Source organism: Thiorhodospira sibirica ATCC 700588, assembly GCF_000227725.2.
Classification (GTDB): domain Bacteria; phylum Pseudomonadota; class Gammaproteobacteria; order Ectothiorhodospirales; family Ectothiorhodospiraceae; genus Thiorhodospira; species Thiorhodospira sibirica.
Map to the genome: position 1 here is coordinate 1,479,002 of NZ_MU255056.1, position 23,386 is coordinate 1,502,387.

Here is a 23,386-nt window from a genome sequence, read left to right on the forward strand (position 1 = left end):
CAAAATGGCATTGGGAGCGCGGAGCCCCGCTCCGCAAGCATGTGACGACATCTTCCAGATGCCGTTGCCAAAAAGCGACGGCTGCCTGCCGCGACATCAGCACGCTTATTTAAGCTTGCTGCGCATGAATGCCGGGGCTTGCTGTGCCGCCTGGTGGATGGCAGCCGTGTAGTAGTGGGTAACAAAGCTGGGGGTAGCCGCTTCTTCGGCGCGCACAAACGCGATGTCGCCCGCCTTGCAGGCCATGGTGGCGGTCCACCAGCCGGAGGGATAGGTGCATTGCGGGAAGTAGAGGGTTTGCGTGTTGGCAAAACCGGCGCGGCGCAGGCTGTCGTGCATCGGCTGGATAATGTGATCCGCATGGAGCAGCGGCGATTCGCTTTGCTGTACCAGCAGGCCCTGGGGCGCCAAGGCACGGACGCAATCCTGATAAAAGGCGGTGGAAAACAGCCCTTCTGCCGGGCCGACGGGGTCGGTACTGTCGATGATGATGATATCCAGCGAAGCAGCCGGCGCCTTTTTGACGTAGGCAATGCCATCATCAAACAGCAGGCGGGCGCGGGGGTCATGGTTGGCATCACACAGCTGGGGAAAATACTGCTCGGCCAGGCGGGTGACGCGCTCATCAATATCCACCTGAGTGGCATGACGCACGCAGCGGTGTTTAAGCACCTCGCGCAGGGTGCCGCAATCGCCGCCGCCGATGATCAACACCTGTTCCGGCTGGGGATGCGAAAACAGGACGGGATGAGACATCATCTCGTGATAGATGAAATTATCCCGATCCGTGAGCATGATGCAGCCATCAATGACCATCAGCTTGCCAAAGGCGACGGTATCGTAGATTTCGATTTTTTGAAATTGCGTCTTTTCTTCATGCAATTTGGCCTTAATCCGCAAGGAAAAGGCGGTGTCTTGGTGAATTTCTGTAAACCACTGTGCATCAAGAGTCATAAATACATCGCTTCCAGGGTTGATAAAATCGCTATGAGGTGGCTGTGATGGTGGCGTTTAGCCGTTTTTTATGAAGCAGCGCGGCTTTTTGCCGCTCTGGTGAGCGGCGTTCCCCGCGTTGTGTCGTTCTGATGAACGGCGTTCCACGGGCATCAGCGCAGGTGATTGAGAATACCATCCAGCTCATCCAGGCTATGGTATTGAATCACCAGCTTGCCGCCGCCCTTTTTGGCATTGTGATTGATATTCACCGGAGCGCCAAGACGCTCGGATAACTCACTTTCCAGATGACGGATATCGGTATCTTTTACCGGCGGGCTTTGCTTGGCGGATGGGGCGGCAGACGCTGTGTTGTGAGCTTGCACCAGGCGCTCAGTCTGGCGGACCGATAAGCCCTCCTCAGCCACCCGTTGCGCCAGCTGGATTTGCGCCTCTGGCGGCAAGGCCAGCAAGGCGCGGGCATGGCCCATTTCCAACCGTCCGGCATCCAGCAGCGCCTTGACTGGTTCGGCCAATTCCAGCAGACGCAGAAAATTAGTAACCCCTGCCCGCGAACGCCCTACCGCTTCGGCAACCGCTTGATGAGTCAAGCCAAACTCCTGAATCAGGCGGGCAAAGGCGTTAGCCTGTTCGAGGGGAGTTAAATCCTCTCGCTGGATGTTTTCAATCAAGGCGATGGCAGCGGCATCCTGGTCGGGAATGTCGCGCACAATGGCCGGGATTTCATGTAATCCGGCCAGTTGCGCCGCCCGCCAGCGACGTTCCCCGGCAATCAGCTCATAGTGACCGGCATCGACCATGCGCAGCACCACCGGCTGAATCATGCCCTGGGCGCGGATCGACTCGGCCAATTCCTGCAACGCCGCCTCGTCGGGCTTGCGGCGCGGCTGATATTGACCGCGTTGAATGCGCTCAATGGGAATCTGGCGCAGCTGCGCGTCCCCTGGGCTCATGGTCGCATCATCTGCGGGGGTGTCATCGCGTTGGCGGGCATGACTGGCGCTGCTGAGCAGTGCGCTTAGATTACGGCCAAGACCAGGTTTGATTGCCATCGTTTTTCCAAGACATCAAGACGCTACAGATCAAGACAGCGCCATAAATGATCGGAGATTTATGAGGGGCACAGGCTGCTTGCCTGCTCTGCAGATTCCGTAGCGGCCTTACGGCTTTTGTCACCCTGACGTTCCTGATGCAGCATCTCTGCTGCCAAGGCCAGATAGGCCAGGGAGCCGCGCGAGCCTTTATCATAATGCAAAATCGGCAGACCGTGGCTGGGGGCTTCCGCCAAACGCACATTGCGCGGGATCACCGCCCGATACACCTGCTCGCCGAAATGATTTAACAACTGCTCGGAGACATCGCGTGAGAGGTTATTGCGCGGGTCATACATGGTGCGCAACAGACCTTCAATGCGTAGCTGCGGGTTGACCGATTCACGCACACTCTCAATGGTCTGCACCAGTGCCGACAAGCCTTCCAGGGCAAAATACTCGCACTGCATCGGAATGATCACCCCCTGGGCAGCAACCAAGGCATTGACCGTCAACATATTCAGCGACGGCGGGCAGTCGATCAACAGATAATCATACTGCTCCCGAACGGGGCGCAGCACATCCTGCAGCCGGTATTCACGCCGCAGCGCGCTGATCAACTGCACCTCGGCAGCGGTCAGGTCAGCATTTGCCGGCATCAGATGATAGCCCAGCTCCGGCAATGGCATAATCGTCTCACTGGCCAGCCGCTGCTTCATCAGCACATCATAGGTGGTTTTGCTCAGATCATGCTTATCGACGCCGCTGCCCATGGTGGCATTGCCCTGGGGGTCCAGATCAAGCAATAACACGCGCTGATCAGCCGCCGCCAGAGTGGCCGCCAGATTCACACTGGTGGTGGTCTTGCCGACACCACCTTTTTGATTGGTTATGGCAATTATTCTACCCATACCGATTTCTTTTAAATCCTCTCAATGTGCAACAGATGTCTTTGGGCATCCAGCGTAGGCACGTTCAGTGGCCATGTGCGGGTGATCTGCCAGCCCGGCGGCAGCATTGGCGGTGGTGTTGCCAGGCGCCCCAGCATGGCCAACACACGCCCCTCGGGGGCACACAGATGGCCTGCCAACTGTACATACTGTGCTGGATCCGCAAAGGCACGACTGATCACGCCATCAAAGGGCTGCGCCGGATGATAGGCCTCGACCCGCGCCTTGATGACATCCACCTGAGAACCCAGCCCCAGATGAATCACCGCCTGGCGCAAAAAGCGCACCTTCTTGCTGTTACTATCCAGCAGCGTTACCTCAAGCCCTGGGCAGGCAATGGCCAGCGGAATCCCCGGCAAGCCCGCGCCACTGCCGACATCCACTAAGCGCGTGGCCTGAATGTGTGGCATCACCGCCAGGCTGTCAAGCAGATGCAGCGTGATCATCTCGTTTATATCACGCACCGCCGTCAGATTATAGACCTGATTCCAGCGATGCAGCAGCAGCAGGTAGCGACTCAAGGGCGCATGTAGCGAGGCAGGCAGATCCAAGGCCTGCAAACCCGAGGATAAACGGGCCGCCTGCACAGGGCTGAGGGCCGAGGGCGTACTATCGCTCATGCTGCCATCCCGGAACGCGGGGCGTGTGTCGCGGGCTCACGCCGCCAAGCGTTCGCGCTTAGCCTGCAAACCGGCCAGCAAATGCGCAAAGGCATCCGCAAAGGCCTGCACACCTTCCTCTTCCAAACGGGTGGTGATCGGCTCCAGCGCAATCCCCACCGCCGTCAGCTGCGCCAGTGCCTGCGCGGCGGCGTCCAGACCCTCGCCCAGCGTAGCGGCGGGCTGGCCATGATCCTTGAACGCCGCATAGGTTGCCGGAGGCACCGTGTTCACCGTATGCTCTCCGATCAAGGTCTCCACATACAACACATCCGAATAAGCGGGATTTTTGGTGCCGGTACTGGCCCACAGCAGGCGCTGAGGACGTGCCCCGGCCTGATTCAACGCGGCATGACGTGCGCTATGATAGGTCGCCAGAAAGTGCGCATAAGCACACTTGGCATTGGCAATGGCGATCTTGCCGCGCAAGGCCTGCGCAGCGGCGCTATCCGTGCTGGCATCCAAGGCCTCATCAACAGCGCTATCCACCCGACTGACAAAGAAACTGGCAACCGAGGCAATGCGCGCAATCGGCAAGCCCTGGCGGCTACGCGCCTCCAGACCGCGCAGATAGGCCTCCAGTACGGCCTGATAACGTGCCACCGAAAACAGCAAAGTCACGTTGACATTGATCCCCTGGGCGATGAGCTGCTCAATCGCCGGAATCCCCGCCACCGTCGCCGGAACCTTGATCATCAGATTCGGACGATCAACCCGCTGCCACAGCGCCACCGCCTCATCAATCGTGCCTTGGGTATCATGCGCCAGCGTGGGCGAGACCTCCAGACTCACATAACCATCTGCGCCATCCGTTGCCTGATACACCGGCAAAAAGGCCTCGGCGGCGCCTTGCACATCCGCCACCGCGAGTTCGTAAAACAACGCTGTGGGCGTGATGGCCGGATGCGCCCGAACCGCCTGCGCAATCGCTGCATCATATAAATCACTGCCGGTAATCGCCTTGTCAAAAATACTCGGATTGGATGTCAGCCCCCCAAGCCGATCCTCGGCAATCAAAGCCTGCAGCGCCCCGGACTCGACAAAATCCTTGCGGATATAGTCATACCAGATGCTCTGACCGAAATCGCGCAGCGCGCAAAGGGGGTTAGGGTGTGCCATAGTGTCAATTACCTCGTGGTTTTTTCGCAATTGCACAATTATAGCGCGAACCCGCCCCAAATAGGCTTCATGAGCAGACGTGGCGGACGCATCCTGCGTTCGCTGGTTTTAAAGCGACACCTGGAAGGTGTCGCCACGACGCGGCAAAGACTCTCCCCCCTGTTAAGGGGGAGTCCCGCCGCAGGCGGGGAGGGGGTCAGAAGTCTCTTTTAACCACCCCGGCGCTACGCGCCACCCCTCCTTGAAAAGGAGGGGAGTTTTTGACAGGGCGCGCTCCTTGGGCGGGTTATTTGAGCAGGGGAATGCCAAACATCCAGCCGTGGAGCCAGAAGATGAAGGCGGTATATACCAACAGCCCCAAAACGATGGCGATGAGGTCGTTGTATTTGGACGGGGGGGCGCCGTTGACCGGGGTTGCCGGGCGATATTTCAGGGAGATGCGGTCTGCCACGGCCCAGATGAGGAATGCGCCAAAGAGGATGACATCGGCCAGGTTGCCGTTAGACAGCAAGTGGGCAAAGGCCCAGATTTTGACGGCGGCCAACATCGGGTGCTTGGCGGCGGCCTGGATGCGTCCGGGCAGGTAGGCGGCAAAGAACAAAGGGAAAACCGGCAGCATCAAAAGCCAGGCGGAATGCATCAGCCACATTGGCGGGGTATACAAAAGCACCGGCTCTTGACGGGCCAGCCCATAGCCCCAGATGAGCAGGATAAAGCCGACCAAGGCTATCAGGGAATGCACCCCTTGAAAGGCTTTGTCACCGACCTTGGCGACCATCCGGGTGCGCCAACCGTAGGCAAGCATGGAAACCGAGTGACTGCCCAGAAAAAGGATTAAACCGATAATAAGAAGGATCACGAGATGATATGCTCCTGTAGTCATCCAGCGCCTGCCAGCAGGCAGGGCATTGCATGAGTTGATGGTAAAACACGCGCCTTATGTTGAGGATAGAAGCTGCCATTCAAAGGTGCAGCCAAGTCTATTGTATGTTAGCTGTTTGCGCTATCGCTACAACTGCACTCAAGGTACGCGCTGGGCGCGACGTTGGTATAGGCCCATCATGAGCACACCCGCTGCGGCCAGCCCGGCGGCCATGAAATAAACGCTTTGGGCGCCGTGCGCCTCCCACAGATACCCCGCCAGCAGGCTTCCCGTTGCGCCGCCCAGACCAAAGCCCAGCGAGGTGTACAGCGCCTGTCCGCGCCCTTGCAAGCGTCCGGGGAACAGTGCATGAATCAGCGAAATGGCGGCCGCATGAAACAGCCCGTAGCTGGCCGCATGGAGCACCTGCACAAACAGCAGCACGGGGAAAATATCCGGCCACAGGGCCAGCAAGCCCCAGCGCAGACTGGTCAATATCAAGGCCAGCGCCAATAAACGCCCGGCACTGAAACGCACCAGCAAGCGGTGCGCCACCAAAAACACCGCCACCTCGGCAAGCACCGCAAGCCCCCAGAGTTGACCAATCAGGCTGCGCGCATAGCCGTGCTGCTCCAGATAAAGGGTAAAAAAGGCATAGTAAGGGCCGTGGCTGGCCTGGATCAGAAAACACGCGCTCAGCAGGCTCAACACCCGAGGATCGCGCAATGTAGCGCGCAGCGAGGGGGCCGTGCTTGTTGGCGCCACCGCCGGGGCCTCGCGCACGCTCAGCGTGGTTAGCCACAAGGCACCCAGCAATAGCACCACCAGCCAGGGCAAGCGCGCGATATCCAGATATTCCAGAGCAGCGCCCAGCGCCATGACCGCCACGACAAAGCCCACCGACCCCCACAGGCGAATATGCGCATAGCGGTGCGTATGTTGCCCCAGGCTATTGAGGGTGGTGACCTCAAATTGTGGCAAGGCTGCGTTCCAAAAAAAGCTAAACAGCGCCATGACCACCGCCAGCCACCAATACCCCGAGTTTAGCAACACCCCACTAAAACACAGCAGGGCCAGCAAGGCCGCAATGCGAATCACCCGCATCCGCTGCCCCGTGTGATCGGCAATCCAGCCCCAGATATTGGGCGCAATGATTTTGGTCGCCAGCACAATCGCCATCAACTCGCCGATTTGCGCAGGCGTCAAGCCCTGACCTTGAAGATACAATCCCCAGAAAGGGATGAAGGCACCGATGCTGGCGAAATAGAAAAAATAAAAGCTGGAGAGCTTCCAGTAAAATTGTGTCACAGTCACCAATACACTAAGCCATCGTTCAAAACAGATAACGCGCTGATTTTTTCACTCTCCTTTGTCTATGCCCCTAAATGCGCAAAACTTCCCTCTTGATTGAGTTCAGATTTAGGCTCGCTGCCTCCGAAAATGATGCGTTAAACTCATTACCAGCACGTCGCCGGGGTGCGGGTTTCGCCGCTGGCGTTGAGCGTTAGGACAATCCCGGTGCAACCGGTGTCATTGGCCTGAGATGTACCTGCTTTAGCATTGGCTGTTGCAGTGTAGCCGGTGGCGCTGGTATTGGTAATGGTTAGTGTGTAATAACCCTCTGGCGAGTTTTCACTCACGCCGATATTCACCAAGGTTCCATAACTAGCATTATTCGCCCGCCATTTTTCCTGTTCCAACTGAATGCGCAGCAACGCCGTGTGGGCATCGGCGCGCTTGGACTTGCGCACATAATTGGCATAACTGGGAATGGCAATGGCCGCGATAATGGCAATCACCGCCACTGCAATCATTAACTCAATCAGGGTAAAGCCTTTTTTGCTGCGCATCACCGCATCTCCTCTATCAATAAAAATCAGTATCGTTGGCCGTTTGCCACGGCTATTCCAACATAGTTTTAGACCGCATGACCGAACTTTCCGACGAACGGTCGTTATTTACCACTGAACGGTCATGTGCCACCGTTCCAAATCCCCAAAACAGGACTATACTTCATTTAAACCCACCATCCACCCATTAACCGAAGGATCGCGCTCATGCACACGCTTACCCGACAGACCGGCGTCACTTTGGTGGAGCTGATGATCACCATCACGGTGCTGGCCATTTTGGCCAGTATTGCCAGCCCGGCCATGAATATTATGGATAACCGGCGCCTGACAGCGGCTTCTCAGTCCTTATATGAAAACCTGCAGCTGGCCCGCACCGAGGCAATTAAACAGTCCCGCGATATGTTTTTTGTAGTTGATCCGGGTGATGGCAGCGGTTGGTGTATTGGCATCAGCGACACTACCGGATGTGATTGTCAGCAAACCGCAGTGGCAGAAGAAGACGCCTGCACCATCATTGCGGCGGTGGAAAGCGGCAACGCCACGCGCGTGTTGCGTCGTGTCAGTGGAAATGATTTCCGCAACATCACCCTGACCGCACCTGCCGCAGCGAGCGAAGTACGCTTTAACTTTGTACGCGGTACTGCTGATCAAACGCTAACCCTCAGCGTACAAACGCCCAAAAATCAGCAACGCAGCGTCACTGTCAATCTGGCCGGGCGCATTGCCTTGAATTAGCTCACCGTTTGCCTGGAGATCAATACCATGCGCACCCTTTATTTACAGCGGCACAGCGCCTTCAAGCCCATCGCGCGCGCACGCGGTTTCACCCTGGTTGAGCTGATGATCGGCTTGGTGATTGGGCTCATTGTTCTGGGAATTGTCGGCAGCATTTATATGAGCGTATTGGATGGTTCTGGCTATGCCCTGCGTTCGGCGCGTCTTAATCAGGAGGTGCGGGTGGCCATGAATTTTATGACCGACGACATCCGACGGGCGGGCTTTTGGAGCGAGGCACAGGCGGGCACACCAGAGAATCAATTACCTGTGAATCCCTTTACCCGCCGTGATGGGGCTGTGCGTGATGTTCATATCCTGAACAGTGGTAATTGCATCCTGTTTGCTTATGATGCCGATTTTGCGGGCGCGGGCGGGCAGGAGGTTTTTGGGTATCGTCTAAACGGAAATACCGTAGAAATGTTGATGGGGAATGCCAATCCTCCAACCAATAATTGTGCGCCGCAAAATGCCATCTGGACACCGCTGACAGACAAAACCGCTGTTGTGGTAACGGCGCTAAGCTTTGACACCGTCGGCTCACGCTGCTTTAACACCACGCAAAATGTGGGGTGGACTGTCACGGCTGAAATCACTGAACCTGCCTGCTTGGCCGATGAGGCCGATGTGATCGTTGACGATCTTGATGGAGATGGAACGCCGGATGATTATGTAGAGCCCGATTCAGGCGATCTGATGGTAGAAAGCCGCCTGATCAATATTACCCTGGCGGGCAACCATGCCAACGATGCAAACCTTCGGGTTAACCTGCAAGAGACGGTCAAGATACGCAATAACCGCATCTTCCTTGTGCCGTGAGCCTCTATGAAAGCGGATTCGCGGGTTGTTCAGTCAATGCTACCCTCATGTAGATATTAACAAACAGCTACTGGAGGACAATACAGTGCCTTATGCAAGTGTACTGATCAAACACTGGGAATCCAAAGGCGAACGGCGTGGTAGACAGAAAGGTTTGCGAGAAGGTGAAAAAGCGCTGCTTAGACGCCAGTTATTATGCCGTTTTGGTGCCTTGCCTGAAGAACTTGAACAACGCCTGGAGCAGGCTGAACCTGAAGAAATCGAATACTGGGCAGAACGTATTCTGGATGCGCCGGATTTAGCCGCTGTCTTTGCGGAAGCGGGTTAAGTCGGCGTATCGGCAAGCAGTAAATAAACAGCCGAGTGCAACTCGGCGCTCCATTGACACCACCCACCGCAGGAGTCCGTATCATGCATAGACACCCTCCCCCGGTAGCGCTTCGGCCTGAAGGCAGGCCGTCAACGCGATACCGCCATACAAGCCGCCCCCGACCGTTGCCGCATCGCCAACGCGGCGCGATTGCCCTGTTTATGACCGTGATCATTCTGCTGGCGGTGACGCTCACGGTCATTTTCACCGCCCGTACTGCCTCGATGGAACAGCGCATGTCTGCCAATGAGGTACGCGCCAAGCAAGCCGCCAATGCCGCGCAGGCGGGGTTGGAGCGGGCTGTGGCGTATGTGCAGGGCGGTGGCATTGATGTAAATCAATTATTTTTAGCCGATTTGGATGCAAATGGAGCTGGAATGATCTATCGCGCACGCTTATGGGATCCTGATCCCAATGCTGCCCCGCCGCAATGCCCTGAAAATCCCGCAGCGATGGGGACTAATAATCCAGACAGCACACGCAGCACCTTAATCTACTCCTGCGGTTGGAGTGACGATCTTTCCGCCCGAAAGGTTGCTATGATTCGCACAGAAGCAGGGCCATCTTTAGGATTTCCACCAACAAATCCTGTTATATCCAAAGGCTCAACATTGGTCAATGGTAATGCAAGGGTATTCAACCTGTTTAATAACCTAACTGTCTGGGCAGGCGGAGAATTAGATTTAAACGGAAATCCGGGTAATACCTTTGTTCGCGCTCCAGAATACCCTGTGCCTTCATTAGAGAATCTAACCGACCTAGATCTATTACCAGGAAAACCTGCTAATTGTCAGGCCACCGGAAAGTACATTTGCACTTCAAATAAATCAGTGATAGGGCATGATATTATCGATTATGATCTATCGCTTAGCTCATTATCTGGCCAAGATTTTTTCAGAAATTTTATGGGAATGAATCCGACAGATTATAAAAAAATGTTGCTACTATTATACAGACAGATACAACTATTAATCTAAGTAATGTCGCGGGACAGGTTGTATGGGTTGATGTTGCAGCAGGAAGCTATGCGGATCTCTCTGGCACGATAGGTTCACGGGAGAATCCTGTGGTGTTGGTAATCAATGGAAATGCCCGCGCAACGGGGACAATGAATAAATTTTATGGAGTTCTTTTTATTACAGGAGATTTTAGAAGCGTTGGAAATCCAGAGTTTTATGGTTCATCAATTATTCAAGGGGAAATTGAGAAGGCAGCTGGAACTCCTTATTTCATCTACGATCCCGTCTCAGCTTCAAATGCGGGAAGCTTGGGACGCAGAAGTCCTGTTTCTGGTACTTGGCGTGACTGGTTATAGAGAGGTAAATCATTATGTACACATATTTAAAACAGCTTCGAGGTATAACCCTTATTGAGTCACTGATTGCCCTGGTGATTGTCTCCATTGGTCTACTTGCGGTTGCTCGCCTGCATGGCGATTTGATTGCGGGTAGCAGTCTATCGAAAGCTCGTACAGAAGCAGTGCAACTGGCAAATGCACAACTGGAGGAAATGCGAACCCGTGTTATGGAAGCGGATTGCACGGCATTGGCCAGTTTTCAGGGCGCCACAACAAGCATCACAGGCACCAATGCAGCAATGACACGGACAATAGCGCTCACGCATACCGCAAATCCCGACAGACTAGGTCTTGTGGTTTCAGTTGCCTGGACGGATGCAAAAAGTGATTCGCATACCGTTTCTGTACAATCCGAGGTGGTCTGTGATGACCCACTAGCTGCTGGTAGCGTAGCCAAAGGTGTTTTGCCGGGTGGCGGTATCATTGACTCTCCAACGGGTAGAGCAAGAATGGGAGAAGGAACAGTTGATCCAGAAACTCTTCGCGTCGAAGATCAAAATTTAGTGCCTTCAAATAGCGGAGATATACATGATGGAACATATACCTATATTGATGGGGATGAGGTAAAGCTCGTAGGAGAAGATGGTTATGTGATTATGACTATGTATGGATCAACACCAGAAGAAGGCTTTAGCACCATCAATGGCCGAGTTTACTTTGATGATGACATGAAAGCAAAAGATGTTGATCCAGAAAATATGCTCGTTATATCTTCAGACGCCTCTCATTGCACTCGAATATTTTCTGATGGTTCAGATTATGGTTCTGGACATACCGGGGGTAACGATTTTAAATATACATTATTTTCTGATGAAGGTTTTGATTACTTCATTTATCAGTGTTATGTCGGTGAAGGTTGGTATGGTAACATCGGTATTCATCGACTAGGCAGCGCCCCCGGAAGTGATCGCATCTGTGTAGGCCGCTCCGGCTCGACTGTTCCGGCTGAAGGTTCTGTCGTTGCTTGGGAAAACACTTTTCCTGCTTTGAGCACTCGTCGTCAATATCGCAGCTACGAAAAAATTGGTAGTGTATATAGAGCGGTGGGGATCGGTGTTGATCCTGCTTACGGTGACAATGGAAATGGTGACCGATACGAAGCAGAACACTATGAAGACCATCATTTTCTTTTAGCTGAAATAAAAGGAAAAGCTGTTGATAAAAAATGCGAAGATCCTCTAGATGAAAAATCTGCACTATTTGCAAGTAATTCAGGTAGGCATTTTTGCATGAATAAAGATGATCGACGTAAAAGTTTAGTTTGTGCTGACACGACTGAAATCAGCGAAGGTGGAAAGCCTATTTTAAGTATTAAAGGAAGGATAACGCTTGGCGGCAACCAGCATAATCCTTTGCTAGTTACTGAATTGAATATTGATGGAATTCCCTGCGCGGTTGGAAGCAGAGCAGTTGTCACGGGTAGCGTCAGATATGATTACATATGTGAATTATCTAATGTGGATGGCTATACAGCAGATAGCTGGGAAGGTAATTTAAGTATTAGCTACAGCGAAGCCGGCAAAATATGCCATATAGTCCCTAGCACCGCTTCAGGCTATCTCAAAGTTGGCAATCGCTTTGAAAATGGGCTTGATGGTGATTTAAAGAGCAGGATCAATTTCAGCGGATTACCTTTGGCTGATGTAGGTGGAGAGGCGGAGGAATCAGAAGAGGGCGCGTACCATGATGGATTTAATTTTACGATTCATCAAAAAGGGTCTAACTGCCCTAACTGTGGCACAAATATTTGTACGCCATAATCTTTAAATAGCTGCGATAGAAGAAGATTAAGTTAAATTATTTTAAATGCGCCTTAATGGTTAGTCCATTGAGGCGCATTTTTTAACGTCAGTATCCCATAATACCTCCAAAATCTTACCGTAAGACCAGCCTTCTCAAGATACACAATCAGATGAGTTCCTTAGACCAGCGGTATTTAAGGTAAGCCCTCCGGCATTACACCTGCATGATTCTGAAGTCAACAGCCGATCGTTTCCTCAGTAAATCGTTTCCTCAAGCATACGCAATAAATACTGGCCGTAAGGGCTTTTGCGTATGGGTTCGGCGAGCTGTTGCACTTGGGCTGCGTTGATAAATCCCTGGCGGTAGGCGGTTTCCTCGGGACAGGCGATTTTCAGCCCCTGGCGGCGTTCGATGGTTTCAATAAAGCTGGAAGCCTCCAGCAGTGCATCATGGGTGCCGGTATCCAGCCAGGCCATGCCGCGCCCGAAAATCTCCACCTGTAATGTCCCCTGCGCTAAATAGTGGCGGTTGACATCGGTGATCTCCAGTTCACCCCGCGCTGAGGGGCGCACGGCTTTGGCAATCTCAATCACCGTGGGATCATAAAAATACAGGCCGGTGACCGCGTAGCGGGATTTGGGGCGCTGGGGTTTTTCTTCCAGATGAATGGCTTTGCGCTGGGCGTCAAATTCCACGACGCCATATCGCTGTGGATCGTTGACCGCATAGGCAAAGACGGTGGCGCCCTCGCGCTGTGCGCTGGCGGCCTGTAGTTGTTTGCGCAGGTCGTGTCCGTAAAAAAGATTGTCGCCCAGAATGAGGGTGACATGATCCTGCCCGATGAAGGATTCTCCCAGTAAAAACGCCTGCGCCAGCCCATCGGGCGAGGGCTGTTCGATATAAGACAGGGCAATGCCCCACTGGGAACCATCCCCCAGCAGGGCCTGAAAACGCGGCAAATCCTGGGGGGTGGAAATCAGCAAGATGTCTTGAATCCCTGCCAGCATGAGCGTGGACAGGGGGTAGTAGATCATCGGTTTGTCGTATACCGGCAGCAATTGTTTGGAAATCGCCTGTGTCACCGGATAGAGGCGGGTCCCTGAGCCACCGGCAAGGATGATGCCTTTGCGTCGGAGCGGGGGATGGGATGGGGTTGATGCGACACCTGGACGGTGCCGCCGCGATGAATGTATCAAAATGCGTACCTGTGCGGGCGCTTAACGTAGGCCATTGTCTAACAGCGGGCCGGTGACTTCACCGCCGCGTTCATCCTGCAAAAACAGCACCGGCCCATCGCGGGCAGTACGCAGACCTAAGCGAATTTCACCGCGCACGTCATTGATGCCAAGGAAGGTGGAGTAGCGATCAGTGCGCCGTCCGATACGAATCTCGCTGTGTTCGTCGCGCAGCAGTAAGGTGGGCTCGTTGTCGATCATTCCCAAACGTCCGCGTATGTTGCCGCGTTCATCGACCAAAACAAACTGCTGGGCGCGCACTTCATGCAGCGGGGGCTGATCCGCGCCGGGTGAGCTATAGCCCTGGGTCAACAGGCCCAGCGTGAGTATCAAAAGCAGTACGCTAAGCGTCCAGCGATGGCGCCGCTTGCTTGCTGCCAGTTCTTTTTCTAATTGGCTTAAACGCTGTTCAATGTTCATGAGTTTCTCCGCAAAAATCCCGCCAGCGGGTGTGGCTGGACGCTGGAACATAGCGCGAATTTAGAGCGGCATCAAGATGATGCTGCCCCGTTTGACCACCTGAAACACCTGCCCGGCACGGCTCACGCTCAAAGATCAGCGCCCATACTGAGATGCAAACGGAAGTGGTCTGTGCTGTCGGTGGGATGGGCGATATCGATGCGAATCGGGCCAATGGGCGAGCGCCAGCGGATGCCTGCACCGACGCCATAGCGGGCATCAAATTCGTCCAGGCGTTCAAAGGCATTGCCGCCATCGACAAACACCGCTGCGCTGAAATCCTTCACCAGTGGGTATTCGTATTCCAGGCTACCGGCGAGGAGATGGCGGCCTCCGATGATACGCCCGTCTTTGTTGCTGGGCCCGAGGCTTTGATAGGCATAGCCGCGCACGCTGGTATCACCCCCGGCGAAAAAGCGCACCGAGCCGGGCAGTTCGCTGAATTCATCCACCCAGGTGGTGCCGGAATCCAGGCGGGCAATCACGCGCCCTGGGCCGAGCGGTTCGATCACTTTTGCCCGTCCCTGCCACTGTAAAAACGACACCGAGGAAACCACTTCTTCGCTGGCGCCGCGCACGCTGGTATTCACGCGCCAACCACGGGAGGGAAACACTGGATGATCGGAGCGGGTGCGTTGCAATCCCAGCACGGGCATGAGCAGATCGGTGCGCCGGGTAAGGCCGCCGATGGTGAAGTCTTCGCGCTCAAAGCTTAAGGCCTGGGTCTTGATCCAGCCAGAGGGATATTCACGCACATGCGCGGCGCCAAACTGCCATAAGTCACTTTTGCTGGTATCGGTATCCTCGGTTTTGAAGCGGGCGCTGAGATTGATGCGCTCACGGCGTGGATCGTCCATCGGAATCTCATAATTCAGACCCAGCGAGGAGCGCACCGGCGAGAGTTCCAGATCAGTTTCGTAGCGATGCCCGGCGCGGTTGGCGCGGCGATTTTCCAGCCCTAAACGCAGCCGAGGACCGGTATCGGTGGATGCCCCCACGCCGGCCAGATACACCCAGCGCGGGCGTGGGGTAAATTCCACCACCACGGGGATGACGCGGTTTTCTGCGCTCTGTGGATCAGCATTGACCCGCACCGTGTCAAAATAGCCGCTGTCCAATAAGCCTTGCTGCAAGGCGATGAGGTCGCGGCTGTCATAGGCATCGCCCGGCTTGAAGGGGATAAATTTACCCGCCAGCTCAGGCCGTAGGCTGTCTTGCTGGAGTTCGATTTCGCCAAATTGATAGCGCGCGCCGGTGTCAAAGTGCAACACGATATCCGCCGTCAACGCCTGTCGATCTACCCGCAGACTTTGCTCGATAAAGCGGGCATCAAAATAGCCCCGCGTATTGGCAATGCGGGTCATGGCGGATTTCAGCGCCTCGTATTGATCATGACGCAAGACATCGCCGGTGCGCATCGGTAGATTGGCCAGCAGTTCGCGAAAGGGCGCCTCCTGTACCCCGGCGCCAGTAATCTGCACCGTCTCACGCAGACTGCGAATCCGCACCGGCGGCCCCGGCTGAATGTGCAGATGCAGCGACCAGCATGTTTCCTCCGTGCGCCATTGAAGGTCGATCTCCGGCTGATAATGCCCCAGGGCACGCAAGGCATCGTGTACTTCATTATGAGCGCGACGCTGCGCCAGGCGGCTTTGCGTCTCCGTTAAGGTACAGCCCAGACGATCCAGGGACAGATAGGCGCGGATATTGGCCTCCTGTGCCTCGCTCACGCCCTCGATGGTGATCACTGGCGTAGGCTCTGCGGCCAGCAGGGTGCTTGCACCAAACACGCACAGCACAACAGATGCCCAAACCAGGGAGATTGTCCGGAATGCAGATTGGCAAGAAAAGCGCATAGAATCAAACCAGAACGCGAGGGCTGAGTGAATTGAGCGACGGCGAGACGCCGCCGCTACGATTAAACACAATGGATTATTCCGGGCCCATCTCTGGGGATGTGGCCACGATGTCGCAAAAGCGGTCACGCGCCACCTTGGCCCGCTGGAAACAGGCCAGCAACTGATGTCCATCTTCATTGCGCACCGCCTGCTTGATGGCGTGCAGATCGGCCTCGAAATGCGCCAAGGCCTGCAAGATGGCCTCTCGATTGGCCAGACAAATATCTCGCCACATCACCGGATCACTGGAAGCGATGCGGGTAAAATCACGAAAGCCGCCCGCCGCATAGCGAAAGATTTCCTCGCGTTCGCCCTGCTGCGCCAGGCTATCGACCAGGCCAAAGGCCAGCAGATGCGGCAAATGACTGGTGGCCGCCAGAACCTCGTCGTGATGCGTCACCGTGGTTTCTTCCACCACCGCGCCGGTCAACTCCCACATCATGCGCACCCGCGCCAAGGCCTGCGGTGCCGTTTCGGGCAAGGGCGTGAGGATCACCCGCCGTTTTTCATACAGCGTGGCAAAAGCGGCTGTGGCGCCGCTTTTTTCGGTGCCGGCAATGGGATGACCAGGGACAAACTGCGTCGGCAATGTCCCGAAGGCCGCCCGCACATCCTCAACCACGCTTCCCTTGGCGCTGCCCACATCGGTCAATACCGCATCCGCGGCCAAATGATCGCGAATCGCCACACAGACGCTGTGCATCGCCCCCAATGGCACGGCCAGCAAAACCATATCAGCGCCACGCACCGCCTGCGCCGGATCCTGCTCATAGCGATCCAGAATCCCGCAGCTCAGCGCTTCTTCCAGATTGGCCCTGGAACGGCCACAGCCGACCACTTCGCCCACCTGTCCCGCACGTCGCAAGGCCAGCGCCAGTGAGCCGCCCATCAGGCCCACGCCAAAAATACATAAACGGTTAATCATCATTATTTCATCTGCGTGAATCGTCCCAGCGCGCTGGCGGGGCGCGAGTGGCGTCTAGGCACGCGCCAACACGCGATCCAAAGCGTCAATAAATCGCTGGTTATCGTTTGAGGTTCCAATGGTAACACGCAAATGCTGCGGCATGCCGTAACCGCCAATCGGACGCACAATGACGCCCTCACGCAACAAGGCGTCATACACCGGCCCAGCCGGACGGCCGACATCAATACTGAGGAAATTGCCCACCGAGGGAATAAACGCCAGCCCCCGCGCCTGACAGGCCTCGCTTAGCTGCAATAATCCCGCCTGATTAAGCTGCACGCTGGCGGCAACGTGGGCCTGATCATCCAGCGCCGCCACCGCTGCAAGCTGGGCCAGGGTGCTGGTATTGAAAGGCTGGCGCACCCGGTTGAGCACATCCGCCACCGCTGGATGCGACAGCGCATAGCCGATGCGCAAACCGGCCAGCCCATAAATCTTGGAAAACGTACGGGTCACTAACAGATTGGGAAACGCCTCAAGCCACTCGCTGCAATCCGGATAATCAGCCTCCTGCACATATTCCTGATACGCCTCATCGACCACCACCAGCGTCTGCGGTGAGACTTCGCGCAAAAAGCTATACACTGCATCACGAGGCAGCCACGTCCCCGTAGGATTATTCGGATTGGCGATAAACACCACCCGCACCGTCTCATCCAGCAGCGCCCGCATGGCGTCCAGATCGTGACCATACGGCATGGTCGGATGATCCGCCGGATAGGCCTTGGCGACCTTGGCCGTTGCGCCGCAGGCTTGCGTCACCAACGGATACACCGCAAAGGCATGGGCCGCAAACACCGCCGCCCGCCCTGGGCCAAGATACGCCCGCCCGATCAGCTCCAGCACATCATTGGAACCATTGCCCAGCGTGATACATTCCACCCCAAGCTGATGCTGCTGGGCCAACCGCGCCTTCAGCGCAAAGCCATTCCCGTCAGGATACAGCGCCAGGCCACTAAGCTGATCTTTAATGGCCTGCAAGGCCTTGGGGCTGGGGCCCAGCGGATTTTCATTTGAAGCCAGCTTGATACTGTGGGAAATACCCAGCTCGCGCTCCAACTCCTCAATTGGCTTACCCGGTTGATACGGGTGCAAATCACGCACACCGTCAAGCGCCAAGGCCAAATAATCAATCGACATACTCACCATTCTCCAAAAAAATCAGGGGTTGCACCGCAGAGGCAGGAGGCATGCGCCTTACCTGTGAAAACAATCAGGTCATTTTGATCAATTTTACAGATGAATTGAATGTTTTTTTATTAGGCTTTGTAAATCAAAGAGTTAATTTTTGAACACGCGTATGAGCGCGCCGAGCCCCAGCTTGGCATAAAAACGTGGCGGATGCATCTTGCGTTCGCCACGGAGCGCTCCCATGAGCGGTTGATCATGGCGTCTCGCGAAACACATCATCAAGTGTTTGTGCCTCGACGAATTGCTCACCCCAGCGTTCCAGCTGCTCAATACTGGCCCCGCGCAGCCGCGCTTGCGTCGCTTCATCCAGCGTACCGAATCGCTTGTGTAATTGGCGTGTCAGCAGTGCACTCTCGCCTTCGATGCGTCCACGATCAATGCCCTGCTCAATGCCCTGCTCAATGCCCTGCTCAATGCCCTGCTCAATCCCCTGCTTCAAAAACCGTTGGGCAAAGCCGCTGACGGTGGTGGCATCGTTAGCATAGTGTTGTTGGTAAGTCATACGTTCGTCCTCACTTAAATGAGCGTAGATGTCGATAAAGTCGAGGTATTTTAGCTGGCGGTCGCGGTCGGGTTCCAAGCTGAGCAGGCCACGCACCGCGTGCGCATAGACTTCGACCCGCTGTGACGGCGAATAGCGCATATTGGGCAGATTCAGCCGGGCAATGAGGTTGTCACTGGTATAGTGATCCTCGGCGCGTTGCCCACGAAAAGCATACGCGAGATAGCGAAACCAGAGATACTCGCCCGCATCACCGCTGAGGGTGAAGGGTTGTGGGCGTGCTTTACCCTGCAGAAAAATCACCACGGGTACCAGTCGCTGGATGTTGAGCAACTCGCTGATGTCAACGCAGTAGTGAATCAGGCGGTGCACGGAAAAGCGCCGTGCCTGGGTGTCTTCCTCAAATAAAAACAGCAGTGCTTCGCGCCGCTGGTCGGGCCATTCCACCAGCAAGGGCGTGTCCAGTTCACGAAAACGCTCGCCAAGGCGTTCCTTGAGCTGTTCCTCACGCACCGGCAGGATGCGCACTGCGGGATCGCGCAGCCCCTCGGCCTCCTCGGGTGCGAACAGCTCAATGGCTTGTTGGGGATAGTCGAGGATCAGGTTTTTGAAGTTTTGATCGTGGCTCATAGGGTGATTTAGAACCTGTTCAAAGACCAGCCGAGTAAAACTCGGCGCTCCATAATGCCAGCGCTCCCGCCACAGGCTACCTCTATGAGGGGGTTTCGTGTAGCTGTTGGGCGAGGCGTTTGACCGAGATTTTGGCGGTGGTGCCTAATTCCTGGGCAAACAGCGATACCCGCAGTTCTTCAAACAGCCAGCGCGGGTCGTGTGCCAGCACCTCTGCCGGGAGTGCCGGGTCGTATGGGCGACGCTGGGCAAGACGTGCTTTGCACTGTTCCCACAGCGGCAATAATTCCACGCGGATGCGCCGGTCTTTGTCGGGGGCCTGATCGACCCGCGCCAGGCGGCGTTCAATCGCCCGCAGGTAGCGCGGCAACTGGCTTAGCCACGACGCTGGGGTTTGCCAGATAAAGCCGGGATAGAGCAGATATTGCAGCTGATCTTCAATATCGGCACAGGCCTCAATCCACGACAAGGGCAGATTACCCCGGGTTTGTTTCAGGCGCGCCCGGTATTGATCGAGAATCTCGCCGACCAAGAGGGTCAATTCAGTTGCCGTGGCTACCAGTTGAGCACGCCCAATTTCTAATCTGTGGGCAAACTGTGCTGCATCGGTGGGCCAGGGATGCACCAGAAAACAGCGCTGGATGCTGGCCTTGAGCAGATCGTCTTTGAGGGCCTCGCAGCTGTCGATGGCGGTGTATTTCAGGCACAGATCTTCGATGCCGGGGAGCTGGCGTCGCAGATATTTGAGGGTATCGCCACACTGCAACATAAACAGGCGTCCCAGGCCGTGCTGATGCAGAATGCGGGCACCCAGCGGGGTATCACACAGCACCAGATCGACACAATCCCCTTGATCCTGCAGCGCTGGATAGCCGCGCAGCGACATCCCATGCTGCACAAAATCCACAGATTCTGGCAGCGGGCCAAAATCCCACTGTGTCAGGCGGGTGCGCTCAAAGCCTTGGGGACGGGCGGCGGCGTGGGCCTGCTGGGCCACGGCCTGTAAATTTTGGCGCAGGGTAGCCAGATCGCGCTCTGCCGCAACGGTGTTGCCATCGGCGTCGAGGATGCGATAACGCATTCGCAGATGCGCGTCCAGCAGCTCCACGCGCCAGGCATCCGGGGGAATCACCACCCCGGTGATCTGCTGCAAGGCACTGGCAAAGGGCGCCAATAATGGCCCTTCGCGGCTTTCCAGGCGCTCTAGCGCGGCGCGGGCAAAATCCGGGGCGGGGACAAAATGCCGCCGCAAGGCTTTGGGCAGGCTTTTAATCAGGGCGGTGAGTTTTTCTTCCAGCAGGCCGGGGACCAGCCATTCGCCCAGCCAGTCTTCCACGGTGTTCAGCGCCGCAGCTGGCAGGGTCAGGGTCACGCCATCGTCGGGCTGTCCGGGTTCAAAGCGATAGGTGAGCGGCAGGCGCAGGCCGTGGTGTTCCAGCCAGTCGGGGAACTGCTCCGGCCCCAGCAGCGCCGGGGATTGCTGCAACACCTGTTCACGGGTGAGCCGCAAGCACTGCGGCTGTTTGCGGCTAGCCTGGCGATACCAGTGTTCCAGACTGGGGCCATCGCAGACCTGTGGCGGCAACTGTTGCGCATAAAAATCATAAATCACCTGTTCATCGGCCAGCCAGTCACGCCGCCGTCCCTTGGCTTCCAGGGCCTCAATCTCGGCAATCAATGCCTGATTATGCGCCAGAAAGGGCGCCCGGGTACGCAGTCGGGCATTGACCAGACCTTCACGGATAAACAGTTCACGCGCTGCCTGCGGATGGCTCTGGGCATAGTTGACGCGCTTTTTGGGGTTAATGATCAGACCATGCAGACTGACTTGCGCATAGGCCCCCACCCGCCCGCTACGTTCCTGAAAATGTGGCTCATAGAGATGTTCTTTGAGCAGGTGTGCGGTCACCTCCTCAACCCATTCAGGGGCAATGGCGGCACATTCACGCGCAAATACCCGCGTGGTTTCGGTGATCTCGGCGGCCAACACCCAGCGCGGTGGCTTGCGGGCCAGTGCCGAGGCCGGATGCAGCAAAAAGCGCCGCTGGCGGGTGCCCAGATAATCGCCTTTTTCCGTGCGCTGGCCAATGCTGCTGGGCAGTCCTGCCAATAAGGCGCGGTGCAGGCCCACGGTATTGATCTCAGCGGGCGGCGGCGCGGGTGACACTGAAGGCGGGCGGTGCTTGGCGGGCGTGGGCGCTGGCGTTGCAGACTGCGCCCCGGTGCGCGGCAATTCGCTCAGGGCGGCACGCAGTTGACCGTGTAATTCGTGCCATTCGCGCATCCGCAGATAGGAGAGAAAATGGGTCTTGCACCAGGCGCGTAATTGATTGCGCGACAGATGCCGGGCCTGCTCGTGATACTGATCCCAGAGATTGAGAATACCGAGAAAATCCGAGCGCGTATCACGAAAGATAGCATGCGCCTGATCGGCGGCCTGACGCGCTTGGGCGGGCCGTTCACGCGGGTCTTGCAGGGCTAGAAAACTGGCCACAATCAACACCTCCGGCAAAGCTCCCTCACGTTCAGCCGCCAGCAGCATGGCGCCCAATTGCGGGTCCAGCGGCAGGCGCGCCAGCTGTGCCCCCAGCGCGGTGATCTGGCTCTGGGCATCCACCGCCTTGAGTTCGGTCAATAGCTGGTAGCCGTCTTTGATCTGGCGGGTATCCGGTGGATCAATGAAAGGGAAATCCGCCGGATCGCCCAGCCCCAGACTCGCCATCTGCAAAATCACTGCCGCCAGATGGGTGCGCAGAATTTCCGGATCGGTGAAGGCCGGACGCGTGGCAAAATCCTCTTCGCTGTATAGCCGTATACAAATCCCCGGCCCCAGGCGGCCACAGCGGCCACTGCGCTGCTGGGCAGAGGCTTGCGAAATTGCCTCCAGCGACAGCCGCTGCAGGCGCGAACGCGGGCTGTAACGGGCAATCCGTGCCAGCCCGGTATCAATGACATAGCGAATCCCCGGCACCGTCAATGCGGTTTCCGCCACATTCGTGGCCAGAATGATGCGCCGTCCACGATGCGGCTGAAAGGCGCGCTGCTGCTCGGCGGCGGACAGACGTGCATACAGCGGCAAAATCTCGGTATGCTTGGGGTGATGCTGACGCAGGGCCTCGTTGGCCTCGCGAATCTCGCGCTCCCCTGGCAAAAAGATCAGGATATCTCCCGGCCCCTCACGCGCCAGCTCATCCACCGCGTCAGTGATCGCCGTGTACAGATCGCGCTCGCGTTCGTCCTCATCCTCCCCTGCCACCGGGCGGTAGCGAACCTCCACCGGATAGGTGCGCCCCGGCACGGTATACATCGGCGCCTTACCAAAATGGGCGGCAATGCGCTCAGGATCGAGCGTCGCTGAGGTGATAATCAGTTTTAAATCGGGGCGTTGCGGGAGAATATGGCGCAAATAACCCAGCAGAAAATCAATATTGAGACTGCGCTCATGCGCCTCATCAATGATCAAGGTATCGTACTGGCGCAGCAGCGGATCGTGACGCAACTCCGCCAGCAAAATGCCATCGGTCATCAACTTGATATAACTTTGCGGGCGCGTCTGATCGGCAAAACGCACCTTAAAGCCCACGGCCTGACCCAAGGGGCTGCCCAGCTCCTCGGCAATGCGCATCGCCACCGTGCGGGCAGCAATGCGGCGCGGCTGGGTATGTCCAATCAGACCGCGTACCCCGCGTCCCGCCGCCAGACACAGCTGTGGCAATTGCGTGGTCTTACCAGAACCGGTTTCGCCACACACCACCAAAACCTGATGTTGCTGCAACAACGCCAGAATCTCAGCACGGTGCTGGTTCACCGGCAAATCCTGGGCAAAACGCGGCACCGGCACACCGGCCACCCGCTGCGCCACCTTGGCCATCGACTCAGCCACGGCCTGCTCCAGGGCATGTGCCAAACGATCTGCCGGTTTTGCCTGCGCCTGACGCTGTGATAAACGGCGCAGCCGGTTTTGTAACAAAGGCACATCCTGCGCCATACACTGTGCAAAAGAATCAATCATG

At 56.4% G+C, this 23,386-nt stretch carries 21 protein-coding genes; 6 read left to right on the forward strand and 15 right to left on the reverse strand.

What is annotated here, in order from left to right:
* Positions 1–105 precede the first annotated feature (105 nt).
* The 8 genes from speE to THISIDRAFT_RS07090 form a co-directional block, all read right to left on the reverse strand.
* Positions 106–954: a polyamine aminopropyltransferase gene (gene speE, locus THISIDRAFT_RS07055; protein WP_006786789.1), complete on the reverse strand. Its 849-nt coding sequence runs from the start codon at positions 952–954 to the stop codon at positions 106–108.
* 152 nt (positions 955–1,106) lie between these two features.
* Entirely contained in the window at positions 1,107–2,006 is a 900-nt protein-coding gene (locus tag THISIDRAFT_RS07060) for a ParB/RepB/Spo0J family partition protein (RefSeq protein ID WP_006786790.1), read from the reverse strand.
* A gap of 59 nt (positions 2,007–2,065) precedes the next feature.
* Positions 2,066–2,896: a ParA family protein gene (locus THISIDRAFT_RS07065; protein WP_006786791.1), complete on the reverse strand. Its 831-nt coding sequence runs from the start codon at positions 2,894–2,896 to the stop codon at positions 2,066–2,068.
* An 11-nt stretch (positions 2,897–2,907) separates the two neighbouring features.
* Positions 2,908–3,555 (reverse strand): 16S rRNA (guanine(527)-N(7))-methyltransferase RsmG, encoded by a 648-nt coding sequence (gene rsmG, locus THISIDRAFT_RS07070; protein WP_006786792.1) that lies wholly within the window; start codon positions 3,553–3,555, stop codon positions 2,908–2,910.
* Positions 3,556–3,591: 36 nt separating this feature from the next.
* Complete coding sequence (gene tal, locus THISIDRAFT_RS07075; protein ID WP_006786793.1) at positions 3,592–4,713, reverse strand: transaldolase; 1,122 nt, start codon at positions 4,711–4,713, stop codon at positions 3,592–3,594.
* Positions 4,714–4,999: 286 nt separating this feature from the next.
* Positions 5,000–5,572, reverse strand: a complete 573-nt coding sequence (locus THISIDRAFT_RS07080) for an NnrU family protein (RefSeq protein ID WP_006786794.1) — start codon at positions 5,570–5,572, stop codon at positions 5,000–5,002.
* Between the two features lie 162 nt (positions 5,573–5,734).
* Positions 5,735–6,892, reverse strand: coding sequence for an MFS transporter (locus THISIDRAFT_RS07085; protein ID WP_418896126.1), 1,158 nt, complete (start codon positions 6,890–6,892; stop codon positions 5,735–5,737).
* A 140-nt stretch (positions 6,893–7,032) separates the two neighbouring features.
* Positions 7,033–7,425, reverse strand: a complete 393-nt coding sequence (locus THISIDRAFT_RS07090) for a type IV pilin protein (RefSeq protein WP_006786796.1) — start codon at positions 7,423–7,425, stop codon at positions 7,033–7,035.
* A gap of 207 nt (positions 7,426–7,632) precedes the next feature.
* Between THISIDRAFT_RS07090 and THISIDRAFT_RS07095 the strand changes: the two genes are divergently transcribed.
* From THISIDRAFT_RS07095 to THISIDRAFT_RS07120, 6 genes are all read left to right on the forward strand, one after another.
* On the forward strand, positions 7,633–8,163 hold the full coding sequence (locus THISIDRAFT_RS07095; RefSeq protein ID WP_006786797.1) for a GspH/FimT family pseudopilin: 531 nt from the start codon (positions 7,633–7,635) through the stop codon (positions 8,161–8,163).
* A gap of 27 nt (positions 8,164–8,190) precedes the next feature.
* Complete coding sequence (locus tag THISIDRAFT_RS07100; RefSeq protein ID WP_006786798.1) at positions 8,191–9,021, forward strand: PilW family protein; 831 nt, start codon at positions 8,191–8,193, stop codon at positions 9,019–9,021.
* An 85-nt stretch (positions 9,022–9,106) separates the two neighbouring features.
* Positions 9,107–9,349, forward strand: coding sequence for a DUF4351 domain-containing protein (locus THISIDRAFT_RS07105; RefSeq protein ID WP_006786799.1), 243 nt, complete (start codon positions 9,107–9,109; stop codon positions 9,347–9,349).
* A gap of 83 nt (positions 9,350–9,432) precedes the next feature.
* Positions 9,433–10,368, forward strand: a complete 936-nt coding sequence (locus THISIDRAFT_RS07110) for a PilX N-terminal domain-containing pilus assembly protein (protein WP_006786800.1) — start codon at positions 9,433–9,435, stop codon at positions 10,366–10,368.
* Between the two features lie 92 nt (positions 10,369–10,460).
* The gene (locus THISIDRAFT_RS07115; protein ID WP_139063976.1) at positions 10,461–10,706 is read left to right on the forward strand and encodes a hypothetical protein; all 246 of its coding nucleotides are present in this window, start codon (positions 10,461–10,463) and stop codon (positions 10,704–10,706) included.
* Positions 10,707–10,720: 14 nt separating this feature from the next.
* A complete protein-coding gene (locus THISIDRAFT_RS07120; protein ID WP_006786802.1) occupies positions 10,721–12,508 on the forward strand; it encodes a prepilin-type N-terminal cleavage/methylation domain-containing protein in 1,788 nt (595 codons plus the stop codon).
* Positions 12,509–12,745: 237 nt separating this feature from the next.
* On the opposite strand, the gene rfbA is transcribed toward THISIDRAFT_RS07120, so the two are convergent.
* From rfbA to hrpA, 7 genes are all read right to left on the reverse strand, one after another.
* Entirely contained in the window at positions 12,746–13,612 is an 867-nt protein-coding gene (gene rfbA / locus THISIDRAFT_RS07125) for a glucose-1-phosphate thymidylyltransferase RfbA (RefSeq protein ID WP_040851755.1), read from the reverse strand.
* 96 nt (positions 13,613–13,708) lie between these two features.
* The gene (locus THISIDRAFT_RS07130) at positions 13,709–14,146 is read right to left on the reverse strand and encodes a hypothetical protein (protein WP_006786804.1); all 438 of its coding nucleotides are present in this window, start codon (positions 14,144–14,146) and stop codon (positions 13,709–13,711) included.
* Between the two features lie 128 nt (positions 14,147–14,274).
* A complete protein-coding gene (locus THISIDRAFT_RS07135; protein ID WP_246585346.1) occupies positions 14,275–15,975 on the reverse strand; it encodes an autotransporter assembly complex protein TamA in 1,701 nt (566 codons plus the stop codon).
* A 142-nt stretch (positions 15,976–16,117) separates the two neighbouring features.
* The gene (locus tag THISIDRAFT_RS07140) at positions 16,118–17,008 is read right to left on the reverse strand and encodes a prephenate dehydrogenase/arogenate dehydrogenase family protein (RefSeq protein WP_006786806.1); all 891 of its coding nucleotides are present in this window, start codon (positions 17,006–17,008) and stop codon (positions 16,118–16,120) included.
* Between the two features lie 54 nt (positions 17,009–17,062).
* Positions 17,063–18,190 carry a histidinol-phosphate transaminase gene (hisC, locus tag THISIDRAFT_RS07145; protein WP_006786807.1) on the reverse strand — a complete coding sequence of 376 codons (1,128 nt, stop codon included), beginning with the start codon at positions 18,188–18,190 and terminating at the stop codon, positions 17,063–17,065.
* Positions 18,191–18,434: 244 nt separating this feature from the next.
* Positions 18,435–19,373 (reverse strand): DUF4351 domain-containing protein, encoded by a 939-nt coding sequence (locus THISIDRAFT_RS07150; protein ID WP_221913973.1) that lies wholly within the window; start codon positions 19,371–19,373, stop codon positions 18,435–18,437.
* Positions 19,374–19,455: 82 nt separating this feature from the next.
* On the reverse strand, positions 19,456–23,385 hold the full coding sequence (hrpA, locus tag THISIDRAFT_RS07155) for an ATP-dependent RNA helicase HrpA (protein WP_040852454.1): 3,930 nt from the start codon (positions 23,383–23,385) through the stop codon (positions 19,456–19,458).
* Position 23,386: the final 1 nt, after the last annotated feature.

Coding starts and splice junctions, on each gene's coding strand:
- hisC (WP_006786807.1), bottom strand. CDS start 18,190: ATGTCGATTGATTATTTGGCCTTGGCGCTTGACGGTGTGCGTGATTTG.
- THISIDRAFT_RS07140 (WP_006786806.1), bottom strand. CDS start 17,008: ATGATTAACCGTTTATGTATTTTTGGCGTGGGCCTGATGGGCGGCTCA.
- THISIDRAFT_RS07060 (WP_006786790.1), bottom strand. CDS start 2,006: ATGGCAATCAAACCTGGTCTTGGCCGTAATCTAAGCGCACTGCTCAGC.
- tal (WP_006786793.1), bottom strand. CDS start 4,713: ATGGCACACCCTAACCCCCTTTGCGCGCTGCGCGATTTCGGTCAGAGC.
- rsmG (WP_006786792.1), bottom strand. CDS start 3,555: ATGAGCGATAGTACGCCCTCGGCCCTCAGCCCTGTGCAGGCGGCCCGT.
- THISIDRAFT_RS07110 (WP_006786800.1), top strand. CDS start 9,433: ATGCATAGACACCCTCCCCCGGTAGCGCTTCGGCCTGAAGGCAGGCCG.
- hrpA (WP_040852454.1), bottom strand. CDS start 23,385: ATGATTGATTCTTTTGCACAGTGTATGGCGCAGGATGTGCCTTTGTTA.
- speE (WP_006786789.1), bottom strand. CDS start 954: ATGACTCTTGATGCACAGTGGTTTACAGAAATTCACCAAGACACCGCC.
- THISIDRAFT_RS07130 (WP_006786804.1), bottom strand. CDS start 14,146: ATGAACATTGAACAGCGTTTAAGCCAATTAGAAAAAGAACTGGCAGCA.
- THISIDRAFT_RS07150 (WP_221913973.1), bottom strand. CDS start 19,373: ATGAGCCACGATCAAAACTTCAAAAACCTGATCCTCGACTATCCCCAA.
- THISIDRAFT_RS07095 (WP_006786797.1), top strand. CDS start 7,633: ATGCACACGCTTACCCGACAGACCGGCGTCACTTTGGTGGAGCTGATG.
- THISIDRAFT_RS07065 (WP_006786791.1), bottom strand. CDS start 2,896: ATGGGTAGAATAATTGCCATAACCAATCAAAAAGGTGGTGTCGGCAAG.
- THISIDRAFT_RS07090 (WP_006786796.1), bottom strand. CDS start 7,425: ATGCGCAGCAAAAAAGGCTTTACCCTGATTGAGTTAATGATTGCAGTG.
- THISIDRAFT_RS07120 (WP_006786802.1), top strand. CDS start 10,721: ATGTACACATATTTAAAACAGCTTCGAGGTATAACCCTTATTGAGTCA.
- THISIDRAFT_RS07100 (WP_006786798.1), top strand. CDS start 8,191: ATGCGCACCCTTTATTTACAGCGGCACAGCGCCTTCAAGCCCATCGCG.